Genomic DNA, 20370 nt, shown 5'->3' with positions numbered 1-20370 from the left:
AATGGACGCCCGCCGCCGTGCCCCGCAATATGAGCCCCATGTCTTATATAAGACCGACGCAGCCGCCGCCGGTCTGGGCATTCGACTCAAAGGAAACATCATGGCGAATCTTCTCCTTGCATTGGTCACCGCCGAACTCTCTCTCTTCGGCGTCGACGCCGCCGCGCCGGTCACGCAACCGGTGGCGGATGCCGCGCCCACTGGCAGCGCGCCGAGCTTCGACAGCGAGCACTACCGCAGCGCGCTGGGCTGATCCCGCCGCAGGCCGCCCGGGGCGGGGCGCCGCGGCTGCCCCCGTCCTCCCCGGCCTTCGGGCCACGGCAAACCCGTAGAAATAGGCAGGTTTCACGCAAGAACGAGCCTGTGCGCGTCGATGCGCGATGCTTAATATCCCTCTCACGCTTGGGGTCGATGTGTTCCGCGTGAATCCGTGGGCGCCAGCGGGCCGCCGGCGTGTTGCCGGCCGCCGCAAGCAGAGGGAGATCGCATGAGCACCGAAAAAATCTGGTTTGTGACAGGCGCCGCCGGCGGCCTGGGCCTGGCGCTGGTCAGGATGCTGCTCGACCAGGGTCACAAGGTCGCGGCCACGTCGCGCGATGTCGATGCATTGATGGACGCGGTGGGCGCCAAGCTCGAAGGCCGCTTCCTGCCCCTGGAAGTGAATCTGGCCGACGAAGGCAGCGTGCGCCGCGCGATCGACACCACCGTGGCGGCGTTCGGTCGCATCGACGTGGTCGTCAACAACGCCGGGCATGGCCTGGCGGGCGCGCTGGAAACGCTGTCGGACGCCGAGCTGCGCGACAGCTTCGACATCAACGTCTTCGGCGTGCTGAATGTGGTGCGCGCGGTGATGCCGCGCCTGCGCGCGCAGCGCGCCGGCCACGTGTTCAACATCTCGTCGATCCTGGGTTTCGATGGCGGCAGCGCCGGCTGGGGCGCCTACAGCGGCGCCAAGTTCGCGGTCAGCGGGCTGAGCGAAACCTTGGCCCTGGAGGCCGCGCCGCATGGCGTGCGCGTGTCGCTGGTCTATCCCGGCGCGATGCGCGCGCCGGCGGACGGCGCGCGCCCCGAGGCGGGCGCGGGCCACGCCGCGTCCGGAGACCCGGCCAAGGCGGCGCGCGCGCTGATCCAGGCGGCGGACGCGCAATACGCGCCGCTGCATCTGTTCCTGGGCCGCGACGCCTTCGACCAGGCGCGCGCCAAGATCCAGTCGGTGCAGCAGGAACTGGCGCGCTGGCGCGAGATGTCGGTGTCGATCGGCTTCGTCGACGAACGGCGCCTGGCGGCCTGACCCCGCGCGGGCGCCTACCCGGCCAGGCCTTGCGCCACCTGGTAGGCGCCCAGCAGCGCCAGGCTGACCATGAAGCATTGCTTGAACGCGCGCGCCGACAGCCGGCCGCGCAACCATTGCCCCAGCGCCATGCCGGCCAGCGCCGGCGGCAGCATCAGCGCCGAGGCGCCGGCCGCGCCCGGGGAATAGCTGCCGTTCAGCCATAGCCCCGCCGCCAGGGCCACGGTGGACACCGTGAACGAGATGCCCATCGCCTGGATCAGGCCGTCCTTGCCGAGGTTCAGGGCCTGCAGGTATGGCACGGCGGGAATCACGAAAACCCCCGTCGCCGCGGTGATGAGGCCGGTCGCCATGCCGATCAACGCGCCCAGCGCGCCCTCGTGGCGCGCCGGCACCGCTGGCGGCGTGCCGAACAGGCCCCAGCCCGCATAGGCCACCAGCGCGATGCCCAGGCAGACACTGGCCCAATGGCCGGCGGGCGCGCCGAGCCACGCCGCGCCGGCCAGCGTGCCCACGCACACGCCCGCTTGCAGCGTGGCGATGCGGCGCAACACCCGCATCAGCGTCGGCCATGGCCGCGCCTGCCACAGATTGGTGATGAGCGACGGCACGATCAGCAGCGCGGCGGCCTGCGCCGGCGCCATGACCAAGGCCAGCATGGCCATGGAAATGGTGGGCAGGCCCAGCCCCACCACGCCCTTCACCACGCCCGCCAGCACGAAGACCGCGGCGGTCGCGGCCAGCAGCGCGGGCGTGCCCGCGCCCAGCAGGTCGTTGGCGCTCATGCGGCCTCGCAGTGCGCGGTGAGCGCGTCGCGTGGCCGGCCGAACAGGGCATAGGCGACGTCGTCGCCCGCGCCCTGGGCGGCCGCGCGCAGCAACCACAGGCGGCCTTCGCAAAGATCGGCGGACTGGCCGGCCCCATACAGGGCCGGGCCGCCGAGCAGCGCGATGCCGAGCATGCGTTGCGCCGGCGCATGGCCTGCGCGCGCCGCCGCCCGCAGCCAGGCCAGCATGGCGGGATAATCGCCCTGGGTCTGGGCCTCCAGCGCCAGCGCGTATTGCTGTACCGGCGTGGCGTAGGCCGACAGGACGCCGTTGGCTTCGGCAGGGCCTGAGGAATGCAGCGCCAGCGCCGCCGCTAACGCCGCGCACCAGGCCGCCGCCCGGCGGCCGCCAAGGGAATTTTTCATGGGAATACCCCGCTTTCGATGGGTGGATGCGGGCATTCTGCGCCCGGGGCGGTGCCCGTCCCTATCGGGATCTGGCATAGGCGGCCTATGGAGCAGCCTGAGGCTGGCATGCTACGCTTTTCGTCATGCGCTTCGACCTGACCGATCTGCGGCTTTTCCTCAATGTGCAGGAGACCGGCTCCATCACCGCCGGCGCGCGGCGTACGCACATGACGCTGGCGTCGGCCAGCGAGCGCATCCGCGGCATGGAGGAAACGCTGGGCGTGCCGCTGCTGCTGCGCGAACACCGCGGCGTGCTGGCCACGCCGGCGGGCCGCACGCTGGCGCATCACGCGCGCCTGGTCCTGGCGCAGATGGACCGCATGCGCGGCGAACTGGATCATTACGGCCAGGGGCTCAGGGGCCACGTGCGCGTGCTGTGCAACACCACCGCGCTGAGCGAATACCTGCCGGCGGTGCTGGGCGACTTCCTCAAGGATCACCCGCGCGTGTCGGTCGACCTCGAAGAACGTCTCAGCTACGAAATCGCCGATGCCCTGCGCGCCGGCACCTGCGACATCGGCGTGCTGGCCGATTCGACCGATCTGCATGGCCTGCACGTGCGGCGTTTTCGCCATGATCCGCTGGCGCTGGTGGTGCCGCCGGACCATCCCCTGGCGGGGCGCCAGACCGCGCTGCTGGCCGACGTGGCGGACGAGGAATTCGTCGGCCTGGTGGAAGGCAGCGCGCTGCAGGAGCACATCGCGCATCATGCGCGCCGCGGTGGCAAGGTGCTGTCGTACCGCGTGCGCCTGCGCAGCTTCGACGCGGTCTGCCGACTGGTGGGACAGGGGGTGGGCATCGCCATCATGCCGCGGGTCGCCGCCGTGCGCCATGGCCGCGCCGCCGGCGTGCGGCGGGTGGCGCTGGTGGATGACTGGGCGGTGCGCGACCTGGTGCTGTGCGTGCGCGGCGAGCTGCCGGCCTATGCCCAGCAACTGGTGGCCTACGCGCTGCGCGATGCGCCTCGCGCCCGAGGGCGGGCCGAGCCCGTTCCCGGTGCGGACAGGGGCTAGCTGGCGCGGCTCAACGCCCCGCCAGGCGCGACTCGCGCAAGTGGCCGCGCTCGAACCAGGACCCCGACGCCACGGCGGCCAGGATCACCAGGCCGTACAGGACCATGGCCAGCGCGGCGACCGCGAAGAACCAGGCCAGCGAACCGGTCAGGCGCAGCACCGCGCCGCCCGCGCCGATGGCGATGGCCAGGCGCAGGACGCCGGCCCACAGCGGCCACTTCAAGCGCCCCGCGCCCTGCGAGGCGAAGTACATCGAGAAGCCCAGCGCGAAAAAGCCGTACACCGGCCCGACGATGCGCAGATAGGCGGCGCCCGCTTCCAGCATGTGGTCCTCGGCGCCGAACAGGCGCAGCCAGGCTTCGGGAAGCAGCGCGGCCGCCAGGCCGATGACCTCGGCCAGCGCGAACGCCATGGCGCCGCCGGTCAGCGCGATGCGCAGCGCCCGTTCGGGCTGGCCGGCGCCGATGTTGGCGCCGACCATCGCCACCATCGGCGCGCCGAGCCCGAACGCCAGCGGGATCATCAGGTATTCCAGCCGCACCGCGATGCCGTAGCCGGCCACTGCGGCGGTGCCGGCGTAGGCGCCCACCAGCGCCACCGTCAACGCCACCAGGCCGTTGGTCAGCAAGGGATTGAGCGTGGCCAGCGCGCCGACCCGCAGGATGCTGCGCATCAGGCTCAGGTGCAGGCGGCTGCGGGTCAGGCGCGCGGCATTGCGCCCGCTCAGGCAATAGCCGCCCAGCAGCAGCGTGCCTGCCGCGTAGTAACAGACCAGCGCCCAGCCGCCGCCCGCCACGCCCAGCGCCGGGAACGGGCCCCAGCCGAAGATCAGGCAGGGCGACAGCGGCACCAGCAATAGCGCGCCGCCGCAGATCACCGCGCCCGGCACCAGCATGTTGCCGGTGCCGCGGATGACGCTGGCGAAGGCGTTCATCAGCCACATCAGCACGATGCCGCCGAAGATGACATTGGAATAGGCCAGCGCCGCGTCCAGCGTCGCGCCGTCGGCGCCCAGGGCGCGATACAGCCGTGGACCGCAGGCCAGCAGCAGCACGCAGAACGCCAGGCCCAGCGCGGCGTTCAGGACCACCGCGTGCAGCACCAACTGGTCGGCCTCCCGCTGCCGTCCCGCGCCCAGCGCGCGCGCCACCGCCGCCGAGATGCCGCCGCCCATCGCGCCCTGCGACATGTTCTGCATCAGCATCAGCACCGGCACCACCAGCGCCACCCCGGCCAGCACCGGCGTGCCCAGGCGCGCCAGGAACCAGGTTTCGATCAGGCCGGTGGCGGACTGCGCCAGCATCATCAGGATATTGGGCCACGCCAGCCGCGCCAGCGTGGGGGCGATCGGCGCGTGCAGCATCGCCTGCAGGCGCGCGTTGGCGGGGCGGGGCGTGGCGGCGGCGCGGGTGGCTGACATGGTCGGGGAAGCCAGAGGGAAGGGTGCGGAAAATTTACGTGCATATGCCAATAAATGTCAAGAATGCGCTAGACTCCGCTCTGGCGCGGCAGTAGCGTTATGAACTTGCCGTGCTCCCTGAACCCATCATGTCCGACGCCGATTCCTCCGCCATCCCCCCGGACCCGCTGATCTGCAACGGCGCCGCCTTGCGCAAGGCCACCCGGCGCGTCTCGCAGCTCTACGACACCGTGCTCGCGCCCTGCGGGCTGAAGGTGTCGCAGCATTCGATCCTGGTGCACATCGCGCGCGCCGGCACGCCGTCCATGACCGACCTGGCGCGCGCCATGGTGCTGGACCGTTCCGCCCTGGCGCACAACCTCAAGCCGCTCGAGCGCGACGGCTACGTGCGCATGGCGCGCGATGAGCGCGATGGCCGCAGCCGCCGCGTGGCCCTGACCGATGCCGGCCGCGCCAAGCTGGCCGAGTCCAAGCGGCTGTGGAAAGACGCGCAGCGCCGCTTCGAGGCGGCCTATGGCGCCGAGCGCGCCGCCGCCTTGCGGCAGTCGCTGGCGGATATCTTCTCCGACGATTTCGCGCTGGCGTTCAGCCGCGGTTGAGCGCCAGCGCCCCGGGGGCGTCCGCGTTCCGCCCGCGACGCCCTGGGCTCAATCCCTGGCCACCTCGAAGTCCGGCGCCCGCGCCGTCAGCAGCGCGTGCCGCGCCGGGGCCTGCCACACTTCGGCCAGGGCCGCGCGCAGCGCCTCGGTCAGCCGCGCGATGTCGCGCGCGGCGTCGGCATGCAAGGCCTCGGCCACGATCAGCACCTCGCGCGTGCCGTCGTGCACCGCCGACAGGCCGCTCTGGCGATTGGTCCAGCGGCGCGCATGCGCGCGGCCCTCGGGATCGGCATAGATGACTTCCCCCGGCTCGGGATGTTCGGTATCGCCGCCGAACGTGAGATAGCGCTCGGTGCCGTCGGCGTGGCGCACTTCCAGCGCCGATCCCAGGCGCTGCGCGTCCAGCGCCGCGACGGGAATCGCGTAGGCCATGGAGGCCGCATTGCACAGTTCGACCAGCGGATGCAGCGGCGGCATCGCCCCCTCCTTGCGCAGACGACGCAGCAGGGCCTCCGAAGCGCAGCGGTATTGCGTGGGCTTGACGCCCATGCTGGCGAACGCGCGGCGCCAGGCCTGGATCTCCGGCAGGTCGGATTCGCTGGCGCTGTCCAGGCGCAGGCGCGCCTGCCGCAGGAACGGCTCGGCCTGCGCCTCGACCCGCGCCTGCCGATGAATACCGCGCACATGCAGGGCCCCGACGGCCAGCTGGGGATAATCGCGCCAGATGGCGCTCGCGTGACGAAACAGCATGGCTTACCTCGTAATGGAGGCCGGCTTGCGGGTCCGGCCCAGGATCAGGACGGCGCCCAGCACGCAGGCCATGCCCGCGAGTTGGTGGCGCGACAGCGATTCATCCAGCAGCAGGGCCGCCAGCAGCACGGCCGAGACCGGCGCGATGGCGGTGAACAGGGCGGCTTCCGTGCCGGCAACACGCTGTGCGCCGGCGTACCACAGCACGAAGCCGGCCACGGTCGGCACCAGCGCGTAATAGGCTACCGCCAGCAGCGCCTTGGTGGAAAGCGCCAGCGTCCACGGCGCCTCCATCAGGCTGGCCGGCAGGCACACGGCCAGGCCCAGCGCGCACATCGCCGTCGATAACGCCAGGGGCGGCAGCGGCACGCGCAGCCGCTTCTGCAGCAGGATGAACAATCCCTCGCACACCACCGCGCCCAGTACCAGCGCATTGCCGATCCACGAGCCGGCGTCCGGCGCCGCGGGGCCGGGCGTCATCAGCCATACGCCCGCCGCCGCCGTGGCGATGGCCAGCAGCGTGGCCTTGCCCGGCCGCTCGCCCAGCAGCGCGATGGCGATGGCGGCCGACACCAGCGGCAGGGTGCCCAGGATCACCCCGCCATCCACCGCCGAGGTCCGCCCAAGTCCGCCGATCAGCAGCGTGGTGTAGCCCACGCTGCCGGCGATGGCCTGCGCCGCCAGCAGCAGCCAGTCGCGACCGCCCAGGCGCGGCAAGCGCGTGCCGGTCAGCCACCCCAGCAGCGCGAAGCAAGGTAGCGCCAGCGCGAAACGCAGCGCGGTGGCGGTAAAGGGCGGCAGCCCCGCCGCGATGATCTTGCTGGCGACGACGGTGCTGCCCACCAGCGCCATGGCGGCGGCCAGGCAGGCATACCCTTGGGTTCGGTTCATGGAAAACGGCCGGAATCAGGACAAGGCCGCAGCGTAGGCGCGGGCGGGGCCCGGCGTCTTGAACGAAATTGCGGCGGATCAGCCGGTCGCGCCGTCAGCGCGTGGCGGCCTGGGCGTAGCGGCCGGGCGACACGCCATAGGCGCGCGAGAACAGCCGCGTCATGTGGCTCTGGTCCGCAAAGCCGGCGGCCGCGGCGGCGTCGGCCAGCGCCATGCCCTGGCGCAGCAGGCGGCGCGCCAGCAGCAGGCGGCGCTGCATCTGGTACGCATGCGGCGTCATGCCGGTGGCGCGGCTGAAGGCGCGCAGCACCTGGAAACGGCTCAGGCCGCTGGCCCCGGCCAGATCGGCCAGCGACAGCGCGGCGGCGGGCGCGTCGTCGATCAGACCGAGCGCGTGGCGGATGCCGGCGGGCACGCCGGGCCGAGGCGGGGGCGCCGCCTGGCGGCGGGCGCGCGCCAATACCCGCAGCAATAGCGTGTCGCGCGCCAGCGGTTCGCCGCCGGCAATCGCCAGCGCGTACAGCGACAACAGGTCGGCCGCCAGCATGGGCGCGTCCATCACCGGATATTCGAACTCGAAGCTGGCGCCGCCCGGCAGCGTCTCGGCGCTGTCGGCCACCACCGCCGCATCCAGGTACAGCATCTGCCAGGCGCGCTCGCCGCCGACCGGGGCGCCGTCATGTACTTCGCCGGGATTGACGGTGATCACCTGGCCCGGCCCCGCCTCGACCTGGCCGCGGCCGCTGTGCGACAGTTGCCCGCCCTGGCGCATCACGCCGATGCCGAACTGTTCGTGCGTGTGACGCGCAAACGCCCGCGCGCTGCGCGCGGCCACCGCCTGCACCCCGGGCAGGGCGCTGCGATGCATGACGAACTGGTTGGCGCGCATGGGCGGGCTCCGTGGTGTGCCGAAACGGGCGCGGGCGGCCTCAGACCCGGCCGTGGCGGCTGAATACGTCGCGCAAGGCCGCCGCGAACAGGGCGTCGACATTGCGCCGCAAGCCGTCGGCACGGGTGAACAGCGAAATCGGCGGCAAGGTCCAGTCGAAAGAATACGGCACGATCGCCGCGCCGGCGATACGCACCAGCTCGTCGGCGATGTCGGCCGGCAGGATCGACACGGCGCGGTCGCTGGCCACGATCATCTCGCCGATCAGTTTGGATGAATCGCTCTGCACCGAGGGCGTCGGCGGCGCCAGGCCGGCGCGCAGGAAGATGTCGGCCACCTGCTCGCGGATCGGGCTGTCCGGCGTGCCCAGGATCCAGTCCAGGTCGGCCAGCATGTTCCACTCCAGCCGCGCGCGGCCCAGCCGCGCCGCCAGGCGGCGGCTGGCGATCAGGCGCGGCGGCTGGTGATACAGCACTTCGAAGTCGATCTGGCCCAGGTCCACCGACGGCGTGGCCCAGCCCACCACCACGTCCAGCGTGTGGTCGCGCAACTGGCGCAGCAGGGCCGGGCCCTGGCCCTCATGGATGGTGGCGGTGATGCCGCGTCCTTGGGGCATGGTGCGGGCGATGGCGGCCGACAGCAATTGGCCCGAGACGAACGGGATCACGCCGATGTGCAGATGGGCGGCCTGGCCGGCGGCCACGGCCTCCATTTCCTGCACCAGGTGGCCCAGGTCGTGCACCAGCGCGCGGGCCCGCGCCAGCACCACGGCGCCCAGGGGGGTGGGGGTCATGCCGCGCACGGAGCGTTCGAACAGCGGCACGTCGAACATGCTTTCCAGTTCGGCCAGCGCATTGGTCACGGCCGGCTGGCTGGTGGCCATGTGCTCGGCCACCCGGGTCAGGGAGCCGTGCTGCTCGATCTGCAGCAGCAGCATCAGATGCCGCATCTTGAGCCGCGAGGTCAGTTTCCGGAGCACCTCGTCCGGCGAAAACGGTGTCATAGACAAGGCATAAGAAAAAGGTGATGTGATAATATTAAATCCGAATGAACACCTTATGCCTGCCGCCCTAGAATTTTTCCTGTTCAAGACTAGGAGGCGCCGCCCCATGAATTCGCAAGCAGACCGCCAGGCCGCTCTGGATTACCACGAGTTTCCCACCCCGGGAAAGATCTCCGTCGTGGCGTCCAAGCCGCTTACCAACCAGCGTGACCTGGCCCTGGCGTACTCGCCCGGCGTGGCGGCGGCCTGCGAAGAAATCGTGACGGATCCGGCCAATGTGTTCCGCTACACCGGCCGCGGCAACCTGGTGGGGGTGATCTCCAACGGCACCGCGGTGCTGGGCCTGGGCAACATCGGCGCGCTGGCCTCCAAGCCGGTGATGGAAGGCAAGGCGGTGCTGTTCAAGAAGTTCGCCGGCCTGGACGTGTTCGACATCGAGATCAACGAAACCGATCCGGACAAGCTGGTCGAGATCATCGCCGGCCTGGAGCCGACCTTCGGCGGCATCAACCTCGAAGACATCAAGGCGCCGGAATGCTTCACGGTCGAGCGCAAGCTGCGCGAGCGCATGAAGATCCCCGTCTTCCATGACGACCAGCACGGCACCGCCATCACCGTTTCCGCCGCCTTCATCAACGGCCTGAAGGTCGTGGGCAAGCAGATCGACAAGGTCAAGGTCGTCACGTCCGGCGCCGGCGCGGCCGCGCTGGCCTGTCTGGACCTGATGGTGGACCTGGGCCTGCCGCTGGAAAACATCTGGGTCACCGACATCGAGGGCGTGGTGTACGAGGGCCGCACCGTGCTGATGGATCCGGACAAGGCGCGCTTCACGCAGAAGACCGACGCCCGCGAGCTGGCCGAAGTCATCGAGGGCGCGGACGTGTTCCTGGGCCTGTCGGCCGGCGGCGTGCTCAAGCCCGAGATGGTGGCCAAGATGGGCCCGCGCCCGCTGATCCTGGCGCTGGCCAACCCCACCCCGGAAATCCTGCCGGAAGTGGCGCACGGCGTGCGCGACGACGTCGTCATGGCAACCGGCCGTTCGGACTACCCGAACCAGGTCAACAACGTGCTGTGCTTCCCGTACATCTTCCGCGGCGCGCTGGATGTGGGCGCCACCACCATCACGCGTGAAATGGAAAAGGCGGCGGTCTACGCCATCGCCGAACTGGCCGAGGAAGAGCAGAACGAAGTGGTGGCCGCCGCCTATGGCACCTACGACATTTCGTTCGGTCCCGAGTACCTGATTCCCAAGCCGTTCGATCCGCGCCTGATCGTGCGCATCGCGCCGGCGGTGGCCAAGGCCGCCATGGAAGGCGGCGTGGCCACGCGCCCGCTGGCCGACCTGGAAGCCTACGAAGAGCAGCTGCAGCAGTTCGTCTACCACTCCGGCGCCTTCATGAAGCCGCTGTTCTCGGCGGCCAAGCGCATCGTGCGCAACGGCGGCAAGTCGCGCATCGTCTTCACCGAGGGCGAGGACGAACGCGTGCTGCGCGCGGTGCAGGTCATCGTCGACGAAGGCGTGGCGCGCCCGATCCTGGTGGGCCGTCCCGCCGTGCTGCTGTCGCGCATCGAGAAATTCGGCCTGCGCCTGCGTCTGGGCGAGGATGTCGAAGTCACCAACCCGGAATACGACGAGCGCTTCCACCAGTACTGGACCACCTACTGGGAACTGATGTGCCGCCGCGGCATCACCAAGGAAATGGCGCGCGTGGAAATGCGCCGCCGCCTGACCCTGATCGGCGCGATGATGGTGCACCTGGGCGATGCCGACGGCATGGTCTGCGGCACGGTCGGCGCCTATCACGATCACCTGCGCTTCATCGACGAAGTGATCGGTCGCCGCCCGGGCGCCAACGTCTACGCCGCCATGAACATCCTGCTGCTCAACGAGCGCACGGTGGTGCTGGTGGACACGCACGTCAACGATGAGCCGACGGCCGAGCAGATCGCCGAGTTCACCATCGCCGCCGCCCGCGAAGTGGGCCGCATGTTCCTGGCGCCCAAGGTGGCGCTGCTGTCGCGCTCGAATTTCGGTTCGGGCAGCTCGGCCTCGGGCGCCAAGATGCGCCGCGCGCTGGAACTGGTGCGCGAAGCCGCGCCGGAACTGGAGATCGACGGCGAGATGCATGGCGACTGCGCGCTGGACGAGGCGCTGCGCCTGCGCATCCTGCCGTCCTCGACGCTCAAGGGCGAGGCCAATCTGCTGGTGTGTCCGAACGTGGATGCCGGCAATATCGCCTACAACCTGCTCAAGACGGCGGCCGGCGGCAACGTCGCGGTAGGCCCGATCCTGCTGGGCGCCAACGCGCCGGTGCACATCCTGACCTCCAGCTCGACCGTGCGCCGCATCATCAACATGACGGCCCTGACGGTGCTGGACGCCAACCGCGTCGAAGGCTGATCGCCACGCGGGCGCGCCCGGCCGCAAGGTAAAACGCCCGCGTCATCGCATGATGACGCGGGCGTTTTTTTATTGGCGGACCGCCTCGGGATGACGGGGCCCCTGAACGGGCCCCCAGCCGAAGGCACGGCGCGATGAAAGGGCTCTTGGCGCCGGCAAAGCCGGCCCCGGACTTAGTTGGCGCTGGCCTTCCAGGTGCCGTCGGGCTGCTTGTAGAACCAGAACTTCCAGGTTTCGGTGGTGCTGGTGCGCGCGAAATCGCCTTCCAGCAGGCGGCAGGTACGGTCGCCCGACGTGCTGGTCTGCAGCGGCGTGATCTTGGCCGTGATCGGCGCGGCCTTGCGCTTGGGCGTGCTGGACCAGTTGACGCTCTGGCCGTCGGCGGCGTTGTTCAGCGCTTCGGCCACCGCTTGGTGGAAGGCCGGCTTGTCCGCCTTGGAAATCTGGGTGATGAGGGCATTGTTCAGCATGACGGCGGGCGCCGCCAGGACCGGTCCGGACGCGACGCCGGCGGCGAGTGCGAAAGCGATGAGACGGATGGTTTTCATTGCGGGCTCCCTCGTTGTTGTCAAGGCTGCGTGGGCAACCTATTGATGGCTAGATGCGATGGTACGCGAAGCGCCCGCGTCTTGTCTCGGACCGTTTCCGGCCCGCGCCGGTCGGCTTGCGCGGACGCAAAAAAATGCCGCCCGGCAGGGGCGGCCAAGGTACAACAAGGGGAGGGGTAAATCGTCAGGCCGTGCTCAGTTGACGCGGTGGTAGGCGCCCGAGAACGGCAGGTCGTTAGGTTCGACGTTCGAGACCTGGCCGGCGGCCTTGGCGGTGGCCAGTTCGGCCTGCACTTGCGCGCGCGTCACGCCGGATTGGGGAGCGCCATACACACCCTGGAACGGCATGTCGTTGGGCTCGACATTCGAGACCTGGCCGGCGGCCTTGGCGGCGGCCAGCTCGGCCTGCACCTGGGCGCGGGTCGGGCCTTCATACGGGGTGCCGTAAACGCCTTGGAAAGGCACGTTGTTCGGTTCGATGTTCTGTCCGGCGTAGGCGCCAGCGCTCAGGGCGGCCAGGGACAGCAGCAGGGCAGAGGCAAGGGTCTTTTTCATGGTGAATCTCCGATTTCAGAAGCCTGGGAGCGAATCCGGCGGCCCATCCGTCGTGGTTCGTTGTTGTTTCCCGATGGCTCCATAGTGCGCCGGATATCACTAGGGATAAACCCGTATATCGGTAAAAGATTTTTCCATAAATGGAATGAATAAGTAATTTCGAGCAATTATTCGCCATCAATGGCAACGATAGCCGGCGCAACCCCTCGCTGGGGCGCGGCGTGTAGCAGGGGGATTGGCACGGCCGTCGTGGCGATGCCACGAAGCCCGCAACAGGCGGCAGGCGACCCGGGCTGGCCGGGCGAGTTGTGGCGGGCGGTGGGGCAGACGGGAGCGACCGGGCGCCCTGGAGCGGCCGGGGTCAGTAGTGCGGCGGCAGTTCGTCGCGCAGGCTGCGGAACGGCGCCGCGCCCTCGGGCGCCTGCTGGCGCAGGTCGGCCACTTCGCGTTGCAGGCGGTCGATCTGCTGCTGCTGGCGCACGATGATCTGGTTCAGCTGTTCCAGCAGGTCGTCGGCGAAACTGGCCTTGACTTCCAGGTCCAGCAGCCGGCGTTCGATGTCTTGCGGATTTTCCATGGCGCTATTAGAACCCATTCCCCGCGCCGGCCCGCCGCGCCCCGGCTGTATCGACATTGTCCGCATCCTGTGCGAGGCTCGGGGCATGCTCATTGCGCGGGGTTTTCGATTGGCGAAGCAACGACGCCGGCCCGGCGGCCTGGCCAGCTCCTTCCTGCATGGCCTGCTCGGCATGGCGCCAGCCGTGACGGCGCTCGCCCAATCGCAGACGCCGCAGCAGCTGGCGCCGGTTGCGGTATCCGGCACGCGGATCGGCACGCCGCCGCTGGAAACCCCGGCTTCGGTCGACATCGTGGAGGGCGCGGCGATGCGGCGCGGCCAGCCGGGCATCAACTTGTCCGAAGGCCTGGCGGGCGTGCCGGGCCTGCAGATCCAGAACCGCCAGAACTACGCGCAGGACCTGCAGATATCCAGCCGCGGCTTTGGCGCGCGTTCCACCTTCGGCGTGCGCGGGGTGCGCCTGTACGTGGATGGCATCCCGGCAACCATGCCGGACGGCCAGGGCCAGACCTCGAACATCGACATCGGCTCGCTCGACCGGGTGGAGGTGCTGCGCGGACCGTTCTCGGCGCTGTACGGCAACTCTTCGGGCGGGGTGATCCTGGCCTACACCGAAGACGGCGCCGTGCCGCCCGAAATCGGCGTCTCGGCCTGGGCCGGCCCCGATCGCACCTGGCGCTATGGCGCCAAGGCCTCCGGCACGTCCGGCGACATGGATTACGTGCTCGACCTGTCGCGCATGACCACCGACGGCTATCGCGACCACAGCGCCGCGCGCAAGAACCTGGGCAACGCCAAGCTGGGCGTGCAACTGGACGACGCCAGCCGCCTGACGATCGTGGCCAACAGCGTCGACCTGACGGCCCAGGATCCGCTCGGCCTGACGTACGCGCAGTTCCAGGACGCGCCGCGTAGCGCCGAGCTGGCGGCCCAGTACGACACGCGCAAGACCGTGCGCCAGACCCAGGGCGGGCTGGTCTACGAACGCCACGTCGACGGCGCCAACACGCTGCGTCTGATGCTGTACTACGGCCAGCGCGACACCACGCAGTTCCAGGCCATCCCGCCCGCGGCGCAGGCGGCGCCGACGCAGGCGGGCGGGGTGATCGACCTGCGCCGCCGCTATGGCGGGGCCGACCTGCGCTGGACCTCGGAACTGGGGCCGGCGGCGCGGCCGCTGACGCTGGTCGGCGGCTTCTCGTATGACACCCTGCGCGAGAACCGCCAGGGCTACCGGAACTACGTGGGCGACGGCGCCAGCCGCCAGCTTGGCGTGCGAGGCGCATTGCGGCGCGATGAAACCAACACGGTCTACAACGCCGACCCCTATCTGCAGGCGTCCTGGCGCGCGGCGCCGCGCTGGACGCTGGATGCCGGCGTGCGCTACAGCACGGTGGCGTTCCGCTCGCGCGATCATTACCTCGCGCCGGGCAATGGCGATGACAGCGGCAGCGCGCGCTATCGCCGCGCGCTGCCGGTGGCCGCGGTGCGCTACCAGGCCGATCCGCGGACCTCGCTGTACGCCTCGTATGGGCGCGGCTTCGAGACCCCGACGCTCAATGAGCTGTCGTACCGGCCCGGCGGCCAGCCGGGCCTGAATTTCGCGCTGGCGCCAGCGCTCGGCACCCACGTCGAGGTCGGCGCCAAGACCGATCTGGCGGGCGGCCAACTGACCGCGGCCGTGTTCCGCGTGTCCACCGATGATGAAATCGTCGCGGCCGGCAGCACGGGCGGCCGCGCCACCTTCCGCAACGCCGGACGCACGCGCCGCGACGGCGTGGAACTGGGCTGGTCCAACCGCTTTGCCGGCCACTGGCGGGCGCAACTGGCCTACACCTGGCTCGATGCCCGCTACCGCGACGATGGCGGCGGCGCCATCCGCGCCGGCAACCGGATTCCCGGCATTGCCGGGCAGTCGGCCTATGCCTCGCTGGCCTGGACGCCGCCGCAGGGCTGGCAGGCCGGCATCGAGGCCCGCTACCTGAGCCGCCTGTACGCCGACGACGCCAACGACGCGGCCGCGCCGGGCTATGTGGTGGCGGCGCTGTCCACGGGCTACGTGAAGCAGGTGGGGCCGTGGGCATTGAGCGCCTACGCGCGGATCGACAACCTGTTCGACCGGCGCTATGCCGGGTCGGTCATCGTCAACGAGAGCAATGGCCGCTACTACGAGCCGGCGCCGGGACGCGGCGTTGGCCTGGGGGTGGGGGCAACGTATCGCTTCTGAAAGCCGGGACGCCGCGGGCTGGCCACGGACCTGCATCGCCTGAAATGTCAGACCATGCCCGCATCGACGCCGCGATCGCCACAGATAGAATCCGTAGGTCATTTTGGATAGGCGGAGTCGTGGATCATGCAATGGCGGCAAGGGGCCAGACGAGCGCTGGCGCGGGTATTGATGGCGATCGCGTTGATGCCGGCGTTCGCCTACGGCCAGGCAACCCCTGCCAACGGCTGCTTTTCGTCGGCGGGCGCCAACGCGGTCCGATTGGAAATTCCGCCGGCGGTCACGTTCGATCTGGACAGGCAGTTGATCAACGGCGAATGGCTCTACCGAAGCCGCGTCTACGAATTCAACTATCGCTGCGTCCGGAACCGGGCAGGCCTGGCCCAGGTGGGGTTGCGGACGCTGGCCGACTTCAGCTTGATCAGGCGAGCGCTGCGAGACACTGGCGTCCGACTGGACCTCATCATCAACGGCGACGTCAACAGATTCTGGAATCCCGACCCGTTCATCCTGGGCGGCAATGAAGACTATTTCTTTGGCGACCCGTATGCCGCAGATACCGGCGAGCGCACCCTTACTGTCTCGATGCTGCTGATCGTGGATAGGCAGGTCACCAGCCCGTTGCGCGTCTTCATGCCGTCGAGCACCGCCTTCAAACTGGTCAACGATCCTTGGGGCGTCGCTGATCCGGGGATCTTTATCACGACTTCTTCGACACGTTTCCAATATGTGCCGCGGTGCATTGGCGAGCTCGCCGTGGACAGCGTCGTGCCATTCGATACGGTGCTCAACACCGCTACCTACAATGGCAAGCTGCCGCAGGCCAAACCCTTCCAGGTGATCACGCGTGTCAACCCGGCATGTCCCAACCTCGATCCATTGATCAGGCCAGAGGGCGCCAATGCAAACGATGTTTTCCACCTGCCTTTGGCGGTGTCGTTCGAGCCGCAGGGCGGCGAACGCATGGATTCCATGCAGCAGACGGTTTTCCTGAAGAATGCCGATGGCAAGGAAAACGGGTTGAAGCTGCGTATCACCAATGCCGCCGGCAATAATGTCCAGTTCGGCGCGCTGTTCGTCGATCGGCTGGGCATGCCTATCTCCCTGTCGGTGAACAACATCGCCACGCCGCTGTTGAACACGACCTCGGTCACGCAGGCGTACACCGCACACCTGGAGCGCGAACCCGCGATCGGACTGTCGATGGGCAAATACAACACCCAGGTGCTGGTCAAGGCAAGTTGGTACTGACCCGGCTGGCCTTCAACGAGAGCAATGGCCGCTACGACGAGCCGGCGTCGGCACGGGCCGCGGCCTGTGACTTGGGTGACTTATCACTAGTGATGCCGCGAGCGGGCGTCAGACGTCACGACTCGCGCTCAATGCCAAAAAAGTCGGACGGTTTGCCGAGGCAGCAATCGGGGGTTGATCGATAGAATTGTTTTTTTGGATCAGCTGGGAGCATTCACCGTGGCGGCAAAAAATGGGCGGATCCGCGCCTGGCTTGTAGGCGTACTCACCGCCTTTCTACTCTTGCCCGGGGTCGGTCACACGCAAGCCGCGGGGCGTGGATGCAGGTTGCTCGATGGCGGCAACATCGTAACGTTCAACCTGCCGCCCTCGATCAGTTTCGGGCTCGACCAACAGTTCATTCCGGGCTTTCCCATTTACATCAGCAGTCCCTATGAATTCAGGTACCGCTGCACCAACATTCCCAACTTAAGGCGGCAGGCGGCCATTTCGATCCTGGGCGATTTCGGCCCGGTCCTGCAGGCCTTGCGAAATGCATCGTTGAGGCTGACGATCGTCTATGACAATATCGAAAAGGGGCAGTGGAGTCCGGATCCCGCGGCGCCAACCTTTGCGCCTTATTTCAGCGTCGATACCCCCTATGAGGGCGACTCAGGGGAGCGCCTTGGGCGCATCTTCCTGCTCCTGTACGCTGAAAGCCGCGTGACCAGGCCCTTGCGCGTGTTCTTGCCGCCCTCGTTCGCGTTCAAATTGATTGCCGACGAAACTGCCGGGGGCGATCCGGGCATCTTCCTCAATTCCAGCGCCTCGCGCTTCCAGTTCATCCCCTCCTGCGTAGGCTCGGTCAACGTCGACAACACGGTCACCTTCGACACCGTGCTGACCACGGCCAATTACAACGGCAAGTTGCCGCAGGCCAAGCCGTTCAATGTGACGACCCGCATGAATAGTCCCGCCTGCCCGGGACTGGAGGGGTTGACCAGCCCGCCGTCCACCAACAACCCCCTGGACGAGTTGTATCTACGCACGGCAGTGGCGTTCTTGCCACAAAGCGGTGAGCGTACCGATCTTCTGGATCAGACGATCTATCTGAAGAATGCCGACGGCCAGGAAAACGGCCTGAAGCTGACCATCACCAATGAGGCCAATCAGACGGTTACGCTTGGTGCGCTTCCTGCCGATGACCACGGCACATTCCCCTCCCGCTACAACGGCAATCTTGGAGGGCTCCTGCATGGCACCACGTTGTCGCAGACGCAGACGTATACCGCGCACCTGGAGCGGACCACCGCCGAATTGAAAACCGGCAAGTTCAGCACCCAGGTGCTGGTCAAGGTGACCTGGTTCTGATCGGTCGCGCGCGAAGATTGCCTGACGCGGCGAGGTTCGGCTCAGGACGTGGTGCCCGTGTCATAGCAGCGCCCATGATCCTCGCAGTCCGCGCAGCCGGGCGCGGCGGCCACGGGCAGGTCGGCATGCTCAAACGCGGCATAGGCCAGGAATTTCTTCCACCGCAGGTTTTGCGTATTGCGCGCCACCAGGCCGGGGTAGTGGCGGGTCAGCAGCGCGGTGACGTCCTCGCGGCCGCCCAGCCCCAGGTCGCGCCACAGGTGGTCCGGGCGCAGGCAGGCGTGCGCCAGCACGCTGGTGACCCAGGGCGTGGTCGCGCCCGGTCCGCTGCAGGCGTCGAGCAGCACGCGCAGCAGGCGCGTGAAATCCGGCCGCGGGTTGGCCAGGCCGCGCGCCCCGTAGGCGAGCAATTGCGCCCGCAGGGCGGCAAGCGTCGCGCTTGAGCCCGCCTGCGCGTCGGGAAACAGGCTGGCGAGCACCCCGGCCAATTCGGCGGGAGCCAGGCCGGTTCGGGCCAGGTCGCCGTGCGCCAGGCTCTTGCCGATCACCGTGGCGAAAAAGCGCGCATCGGGATGATCGGGCGGCGCATGCGCCAACAGCGCACAGGCCAGGGCATCGATATCCCGGGCGGTGGGGGCGGCGATCAGGACGGCATCCATGGGCGGCTCGCGGTGCTAAGGTGAAAAATTCGTTATGAGCCGAAATATATAACGAATGGGGAAGAGAGGCGTCTGCGCCGCGTCAAACCTGCCGGGATCAAGGGCGCGGCCGTGCGCGGAAAGTGGGATGCGTCCGGGCGGCGTCAGGCCAGCCCGGGCCAGCTCGCCAGTGCCACGCCCGCCGCCAACAGCAGGCACAGCGGCGAATAGAAGCGGGTATCCAGGCGGGCGAAGGGGTCTTCGCCCTTGCGCTTGAAGAAACCGACGTAGCGAAAATCGCCGATGGCGCGCGCCAGCAGGCCCAGCGCCACGGCCATGCCCAGCCAGGGCAGCCAGCGCAGGGGCGGCGCGGTCACCAGGCCGCCATTGGCGGCCGTGATCCAGGCGCAGCCGATCAGCGCCGCGGCCACGGCCAGCGTGCCCAGCGGCGACGGCCGGAACAGCGGTTGGCCGTCCTGGATCGGCAGCGCCGCCCGGTGCGCCAGCCGCCCGCCGGCTGCCCAGTAGGCGTGCCACAGTCCGAGCACCACGAAGACGATGGCCGTGACGGCGGCGGCGATGGCTTGCATGCGGATTCCCGGGGGGCGATTCTGCGATGGCGCGAGTATGCCAAAGAAAGCAGCGCCGCGCTTCGCCAGGCCGCGGCCACGGCAGGGCGCAAAAAAAGCCGCCCCGGTAGCGTGACGGCCTTCCAAAAAAACAGGCGCCTCGCGGCGCCTGTGTGTCGTCATTGGATGACGGGTCTTACATGGCGTGGCCCATGTTGACGTTCATGTTGTACAGCACCCAGGCCGAACCACCGACGATGATGGCGATGATCATCACGGTGAAGACGAACGTGGCCAGGTTGTCGCGGGCCGATTTCGAAGCGCCCATGTGCAGGAAGTACACCAGCTGCACCAGCAACTGGAGCACGCACAGCGCCACCACGCCGATGATGGTGATGGTGTGGGACAGCGCGCCGCTCATCACCAGGCCGAACGAGCCGAAGGTGAGCAGGAGCGAGAGCACGAAACCGATGATGTAGGACTTCAGGCTGCCGTGGTCGGCGGCGTGATCGTCGTGGCCGTGTGCGGCCGCAGCGGAGTGCGACATCAGAGGGCTCCCAGAAGATAGACGAAGGTGAAGACGCAGATCCAGACGATGTCCAGGAAGTGCCAGAACAGGCTCAGGCACGCCAGGCGACGCTTGTTGATCGAGTCCAGGCCATGGCGGCGGATCATGTCGATCATGACGACGATCCAGATCAGGCCGAACGTCACGTGCAGGCCGTGCGTGCCGATCAGCGTGAAGAACGCCGACAGGTAGGCGCTGCGGCCGGGGCCCGCGCCTTCGGTGATCAGGTGATGGAATTCATAGACTTCCATCGCGATGAAGCCCGCGCCGAACAGGAACGTGACCATCAACCAGCCGATTGCGCGGCTCTTGTTGTTGGCGTGGACGTTCAGGTTGGCCATGCCGAAGGTGAAGCTCGAGAACAGCAGCAACAGGGTTTCGACCAGGACGAACTTCAGGTCGAACAGTTCCTTGCCGGTGGGGCCGCCCGCGGTGGCGTTGGCCAGCACCGCGAACGTCGCGAACAGCACCGAAAAGATCAGCAAGTCGCTCATGAGGTAGACCCAGAAACCGAAAACGGTCTTGGACCCATCGTCATGGTGCGCGTGATCGTCGTGACCCGCGTGGGGGTGAGTGGCTACGGCTTGAATCATGGC

22 protein-coding genes are annotated in these 20370 nt (G+C 68.5%); 8 read left to right on the top strand and 14 right to left on the bottom strand.

Features of this window, described 5'->3' with window-relative positions:
- The first annotated feature begins 100 nt into the window (after positions 1–100).
- Together AruCF_RS29575 and AruCF_RS20745 are read left to right on the top strand one after the other, a co-directional pair.
- Complete coding sequence (locus tag AruCF_RS29575; protein ID WP_167385886.1) at positions 101–253, top strand: hypothetical protein; 153 nt, start codon at positions 101–103, stop codon at positions 251–253.
- Positions 254–487: 234 nt separating this feature from the next.
- On the top strand, positions 488–1291 hold the full coding sequence (locus AruCF_RS20745) for an SDR family NAD(P)-dependent oxidoreductase (RefSeq protein ID WP_049075795.1): 804 nt from the start codon (positions 488–490) through the stop codon (positions 1289–1291).
- 14 nt (positions 1292–1305) lie between these two features.
- On the opposite strand, the gene AruCF_RS20740 is transcribed toward AruCF_RS20745, so the two are convergent.
- A complete protein-coding gene (locus AruCF_RS20740) occupies positions 1306–2076 on the bottom strand; it encodes a sulfite exporter TauE/SafE family protein (RefSeq protein ID WP_049075794.1) in 771 nt (256 codons plus the stop codon).
- The gene (locus AruCF_RS20735) at positions 2073–2483 is read right to left on the bottom strand and encodes a hypothetical protein (protein ID WP_049075792.1); all 411 of its coding nucleotides are present in this window, start codon (positions 2481–2483) and stop codon (positions 2073–2075) included. The genes AruCF_RS20740 and AruCF_RS20735 overlap by 4 nt, the downstream gene beginning before the upstream one ends.
- A 125-nt stretch (positions 2484–2608) precedes the next feature.
- Here AruCF_RS20735 and AruCF_RS20730 point away from each other — a divergent pair, with 125 nt between their 5' ends.
- Positions 2609–3538, top strand: coding sequence for a LysR family transcriptional regulator (locus AruCF_RS20730; protein WP_049075791.1), 930 nt, complete (start codon positions 2609–2611; stop codon positions 3536–3538).
- Between the two features lie 10 nt (positions 3539–3548).
- Here the strand turns inward: AruCF_RS20730 and AruCF_RS20725 are convergent, their stop codons facing one another.
- Positions 3549–4901, bottom strand: coding sequence for an MATE family efflux transporter (locus AruCF_RS20725; protein ID WP_049078056.1), 1353 nt, complete (start codon positions 4899–4901; stop codon positions 3549–3551).
- Between the two features lie 185 nt (positions 4902–5086).
- Here AruCF_RS20725 and AruCF_RS20720 point away from each other — a divergent pair, with 185 nt between their 5' ends.
- Positions 5087–5557, top strand: a complete 471-nt coding sequence (locus AruCF_RS20720; RefSeq protein WP_049075790.1) for a MarR family winged helix-turn-helix transcriptional regulator — start codon at positions 5087–5089, stop codon at positions 5555–5557.
- 48 nt (positions 5558–5605) lie between these two features.
- Here the strand turns inward: AruCF_RS20720 and AruCF_RS20715 are convergent, their stop codons facing one another.
- The 4 genes from AruCF_RS20715 to AruCF_RS20700 form a co-directional block, all read right to left on the bottom strand.
- The gene (locus AruCF_RS20715; protein WP_049075789.1) at positions 5606–6307 is read right to left on the bottom strand and encodes a B3/B4 domain-containing protein; all 702 of its coding nucleotides are present in this window, start codon (positions 6305–6307) and stop codon (positions 5606–5608) included.
- Positions 6308–6310: 3 nt separating this feature from the next.
- On the bottom strand, positions 6311–7198 hold the full coding sequence (locus tag AruCF_RS20710; protein WP_049075788.1) for a DMT family transporter: 888 nt from the start codon (positions 7196–7198) through the stop codon (positions 6311–6313).
- 94 nt (positions 7199–7292) lie between these two features.
- Positions 7293–8087 carry an AraC family transcriptional regulator gene (locus tag AruCF_RS20705; RefSeq protein WP_049075786.1) on the bottom strand — a complete coding sequence of 265 codons (795 nt, stop codon included), beginning with the start codon at positions 8085–8087 and terminating at the stop codon, positions 7293–7295.
- Between the two features lie 40 nt (positions 8088–8127).
- Complete coding sequence (locus tag AruCF_RS20700) at positions 8128–9090, bottom strand: LysR substrate-binding domain-containing protein (RefSeq protein ID WP_049075784.1); 963 nt, start codon at positions 9088–9090, stop codon at positions 8128–8130.
- A gap of 106 nt (positions 9091–9196) precedes the next feature.
- Here AruCF_RS20700 and AruCF_RS20695 point away from each other — a divergent pair, with 106 nt between their 5' ends.
- Positions 9197–11491 carry an NADP-dependent malic enzyme gene (locus AruCF_RS20695; protein ID WP_049075781.1) on the top strand — a complete coding sequence of 765 codons (2295 nt, stop codon included), beginning with the start codon at positions 9197–9199 and terminating at the stop codon, positions 11489–11491.
- Between the two features lie 173 nt (positions 11492–11664).
- Here AruCF_RS20695 and AruCF_RS20690 read toward each other — a convergent pair whose 3' ends face one another.
- From AruCF_RS20690 to AruCF_RS20680, 3 genes are all read right to left on the bottom strand, one after another.
- Positions 11665–12039, bottom strand: a complete 375-nt coding sequence (locus tag AruCF_RS20690) for a hypothetical protein (RefSeq protein ID WP_049075779.1) — start codon at positions 12037–12039, stop codon at positions 11665–11667.
- Positions 12040–12234: 195 nt separating this feature from the next.
- The gene (locus AruCF_RS20685) at positions 12235–12594 is read right to left on the bottom strand and encodes a DUF4148 domain-containing protein (protein ID WP_049075777.1); all 360 of its coding nucleotides are present in this window, start codon (positions 12592–12594) and stop codon (positions 12235–12237) included.
- Positions 12595–12955: 361 nt separating this feature from the next.
- Positions 12956–13171 (bottom strand): SlyX family protein, encoded by a 216-nt coding sequence (locus AruCF_RS20680; protein WP_049075772.1) that lies wholly within the window; start codon positions 13169–13171, stop codon positions 12956–12958.
- A gap of 172 nt (positions 13172–13343) precedes the next feature.
- Here AruCF_RS20680 and AruCF_RS20675 point away from each other — a divergent pair, with 172 nt between their 5' ends.
- The 3 genes from AruCF_RS20675 to AruCF_RS20665 all read left to right on the top strand — a co-directional run bounded on the left by AruCF_RS20675 (position 13344) and on the right by AruCF_RS20665 (position 17999).
- On the top strand, positions 13344–15398 hold the full coding sequence (locus AruCF_RS20675; RefSeq protein ID WP_049078054.1) for a TonB-dependent receptor: 2055 nt from the start codon (positions 13344–13346) through the stop codon (positions 15396–15398).
- Positions 15399–15524: 126 nt separating this feature from the next.
- Complete coding sequence (locus AruCF_RS20670) at positions 15525–16649, top strand: hypothetical protein (protein WP_144419160.1); 1125 nt, start codon at positions 15525–15527, stop codon at positions 16647–16649.
- Positions 16650–16823: 174 nt separating this feature from the next.
- On the top strand, positions 16824–17999 hold the full coding sequence (locus AruCF_RS20665) for a hypothetical protein (protein ID WP_157130049.1): 1176 nt from the start codon (positions 16824–16826) through the stop codon (positions 17997–17999).
- Positions 18000–18040: 41 nt separating this feature from the next.
- On the opposite strand, the gene AruCF_RS20660 is transcribed toward AruCF_RS20665, so the two are convergent.
- The 4 genes from AruCF_RS20660 to cyoC all read right to left on the bottom strand — a co-directional run bounded on the left by AruCF_RS20660 (position 18041) and on the right by cyoC (position 20367).
- Complete coding sequence (locus AruCF_RS20660) at positions 18041–18658, bottom strand: nitrogen fixation protein NifQ (RefSeq protein ID WP_049075763.1); 618 nt, start codon at positions 18656–18658, stop codon at positions 18041–18043.
- 143 nt (positions 18659–18801) lie between these two features.
- Positions 18802–19227 (bottom strand): DUF3995 domain-containing protein, encoded by a 426-nt coding sequence (locus AruCF_RS20655; protein WP_049075762.1) that lies wholly within the window; start codon positions 19225–19227, stop codon positions 18802–18804.
- 175 nt (positions 19228–19402) lie between these two features.
- Entirely contained in the window at positions 19403–19753 is a 351-nt protein-coding gene (gene cyoD / locus AruCF_RS20650; protein ID WP_006387442.1) for a cytochrome o ubiquinol oxidase subunit IV, read from the bottom strand.
- Positions 19753–20367: a cytochrome o ubiquinol oxidase subunit III gene (gene cyoC, locus AruCF_RS20645; RefSeq protein ID WP_006387443.1), complete on the bottom strand. Its 615-nt coding sequence runs from the start codon at positions 20365–20367 to the stop codon at positions 19753–19755. The genes cyoD and cyoC overlap by 1 nt, the downstream gene beginning before the upstream one ends.
- Positions 20368–20370 lie beyond the last annotated feature (3 nt).

The organism is Achromobacter ruhlandii (genome assembly GCF_002082135.1).
In the GTDB taxonomy this organism is placed as follows: domain Bacteria; phylum Pseudomonadota; class Gammaproteobacteria; order Burkholderiales; family Burkholderiaceae_B; genus Achromobacter; species Achromobacter ruhlandii.
This window is presented reverse-complemented; position numbering and strand designations above follow the sequence as displayed.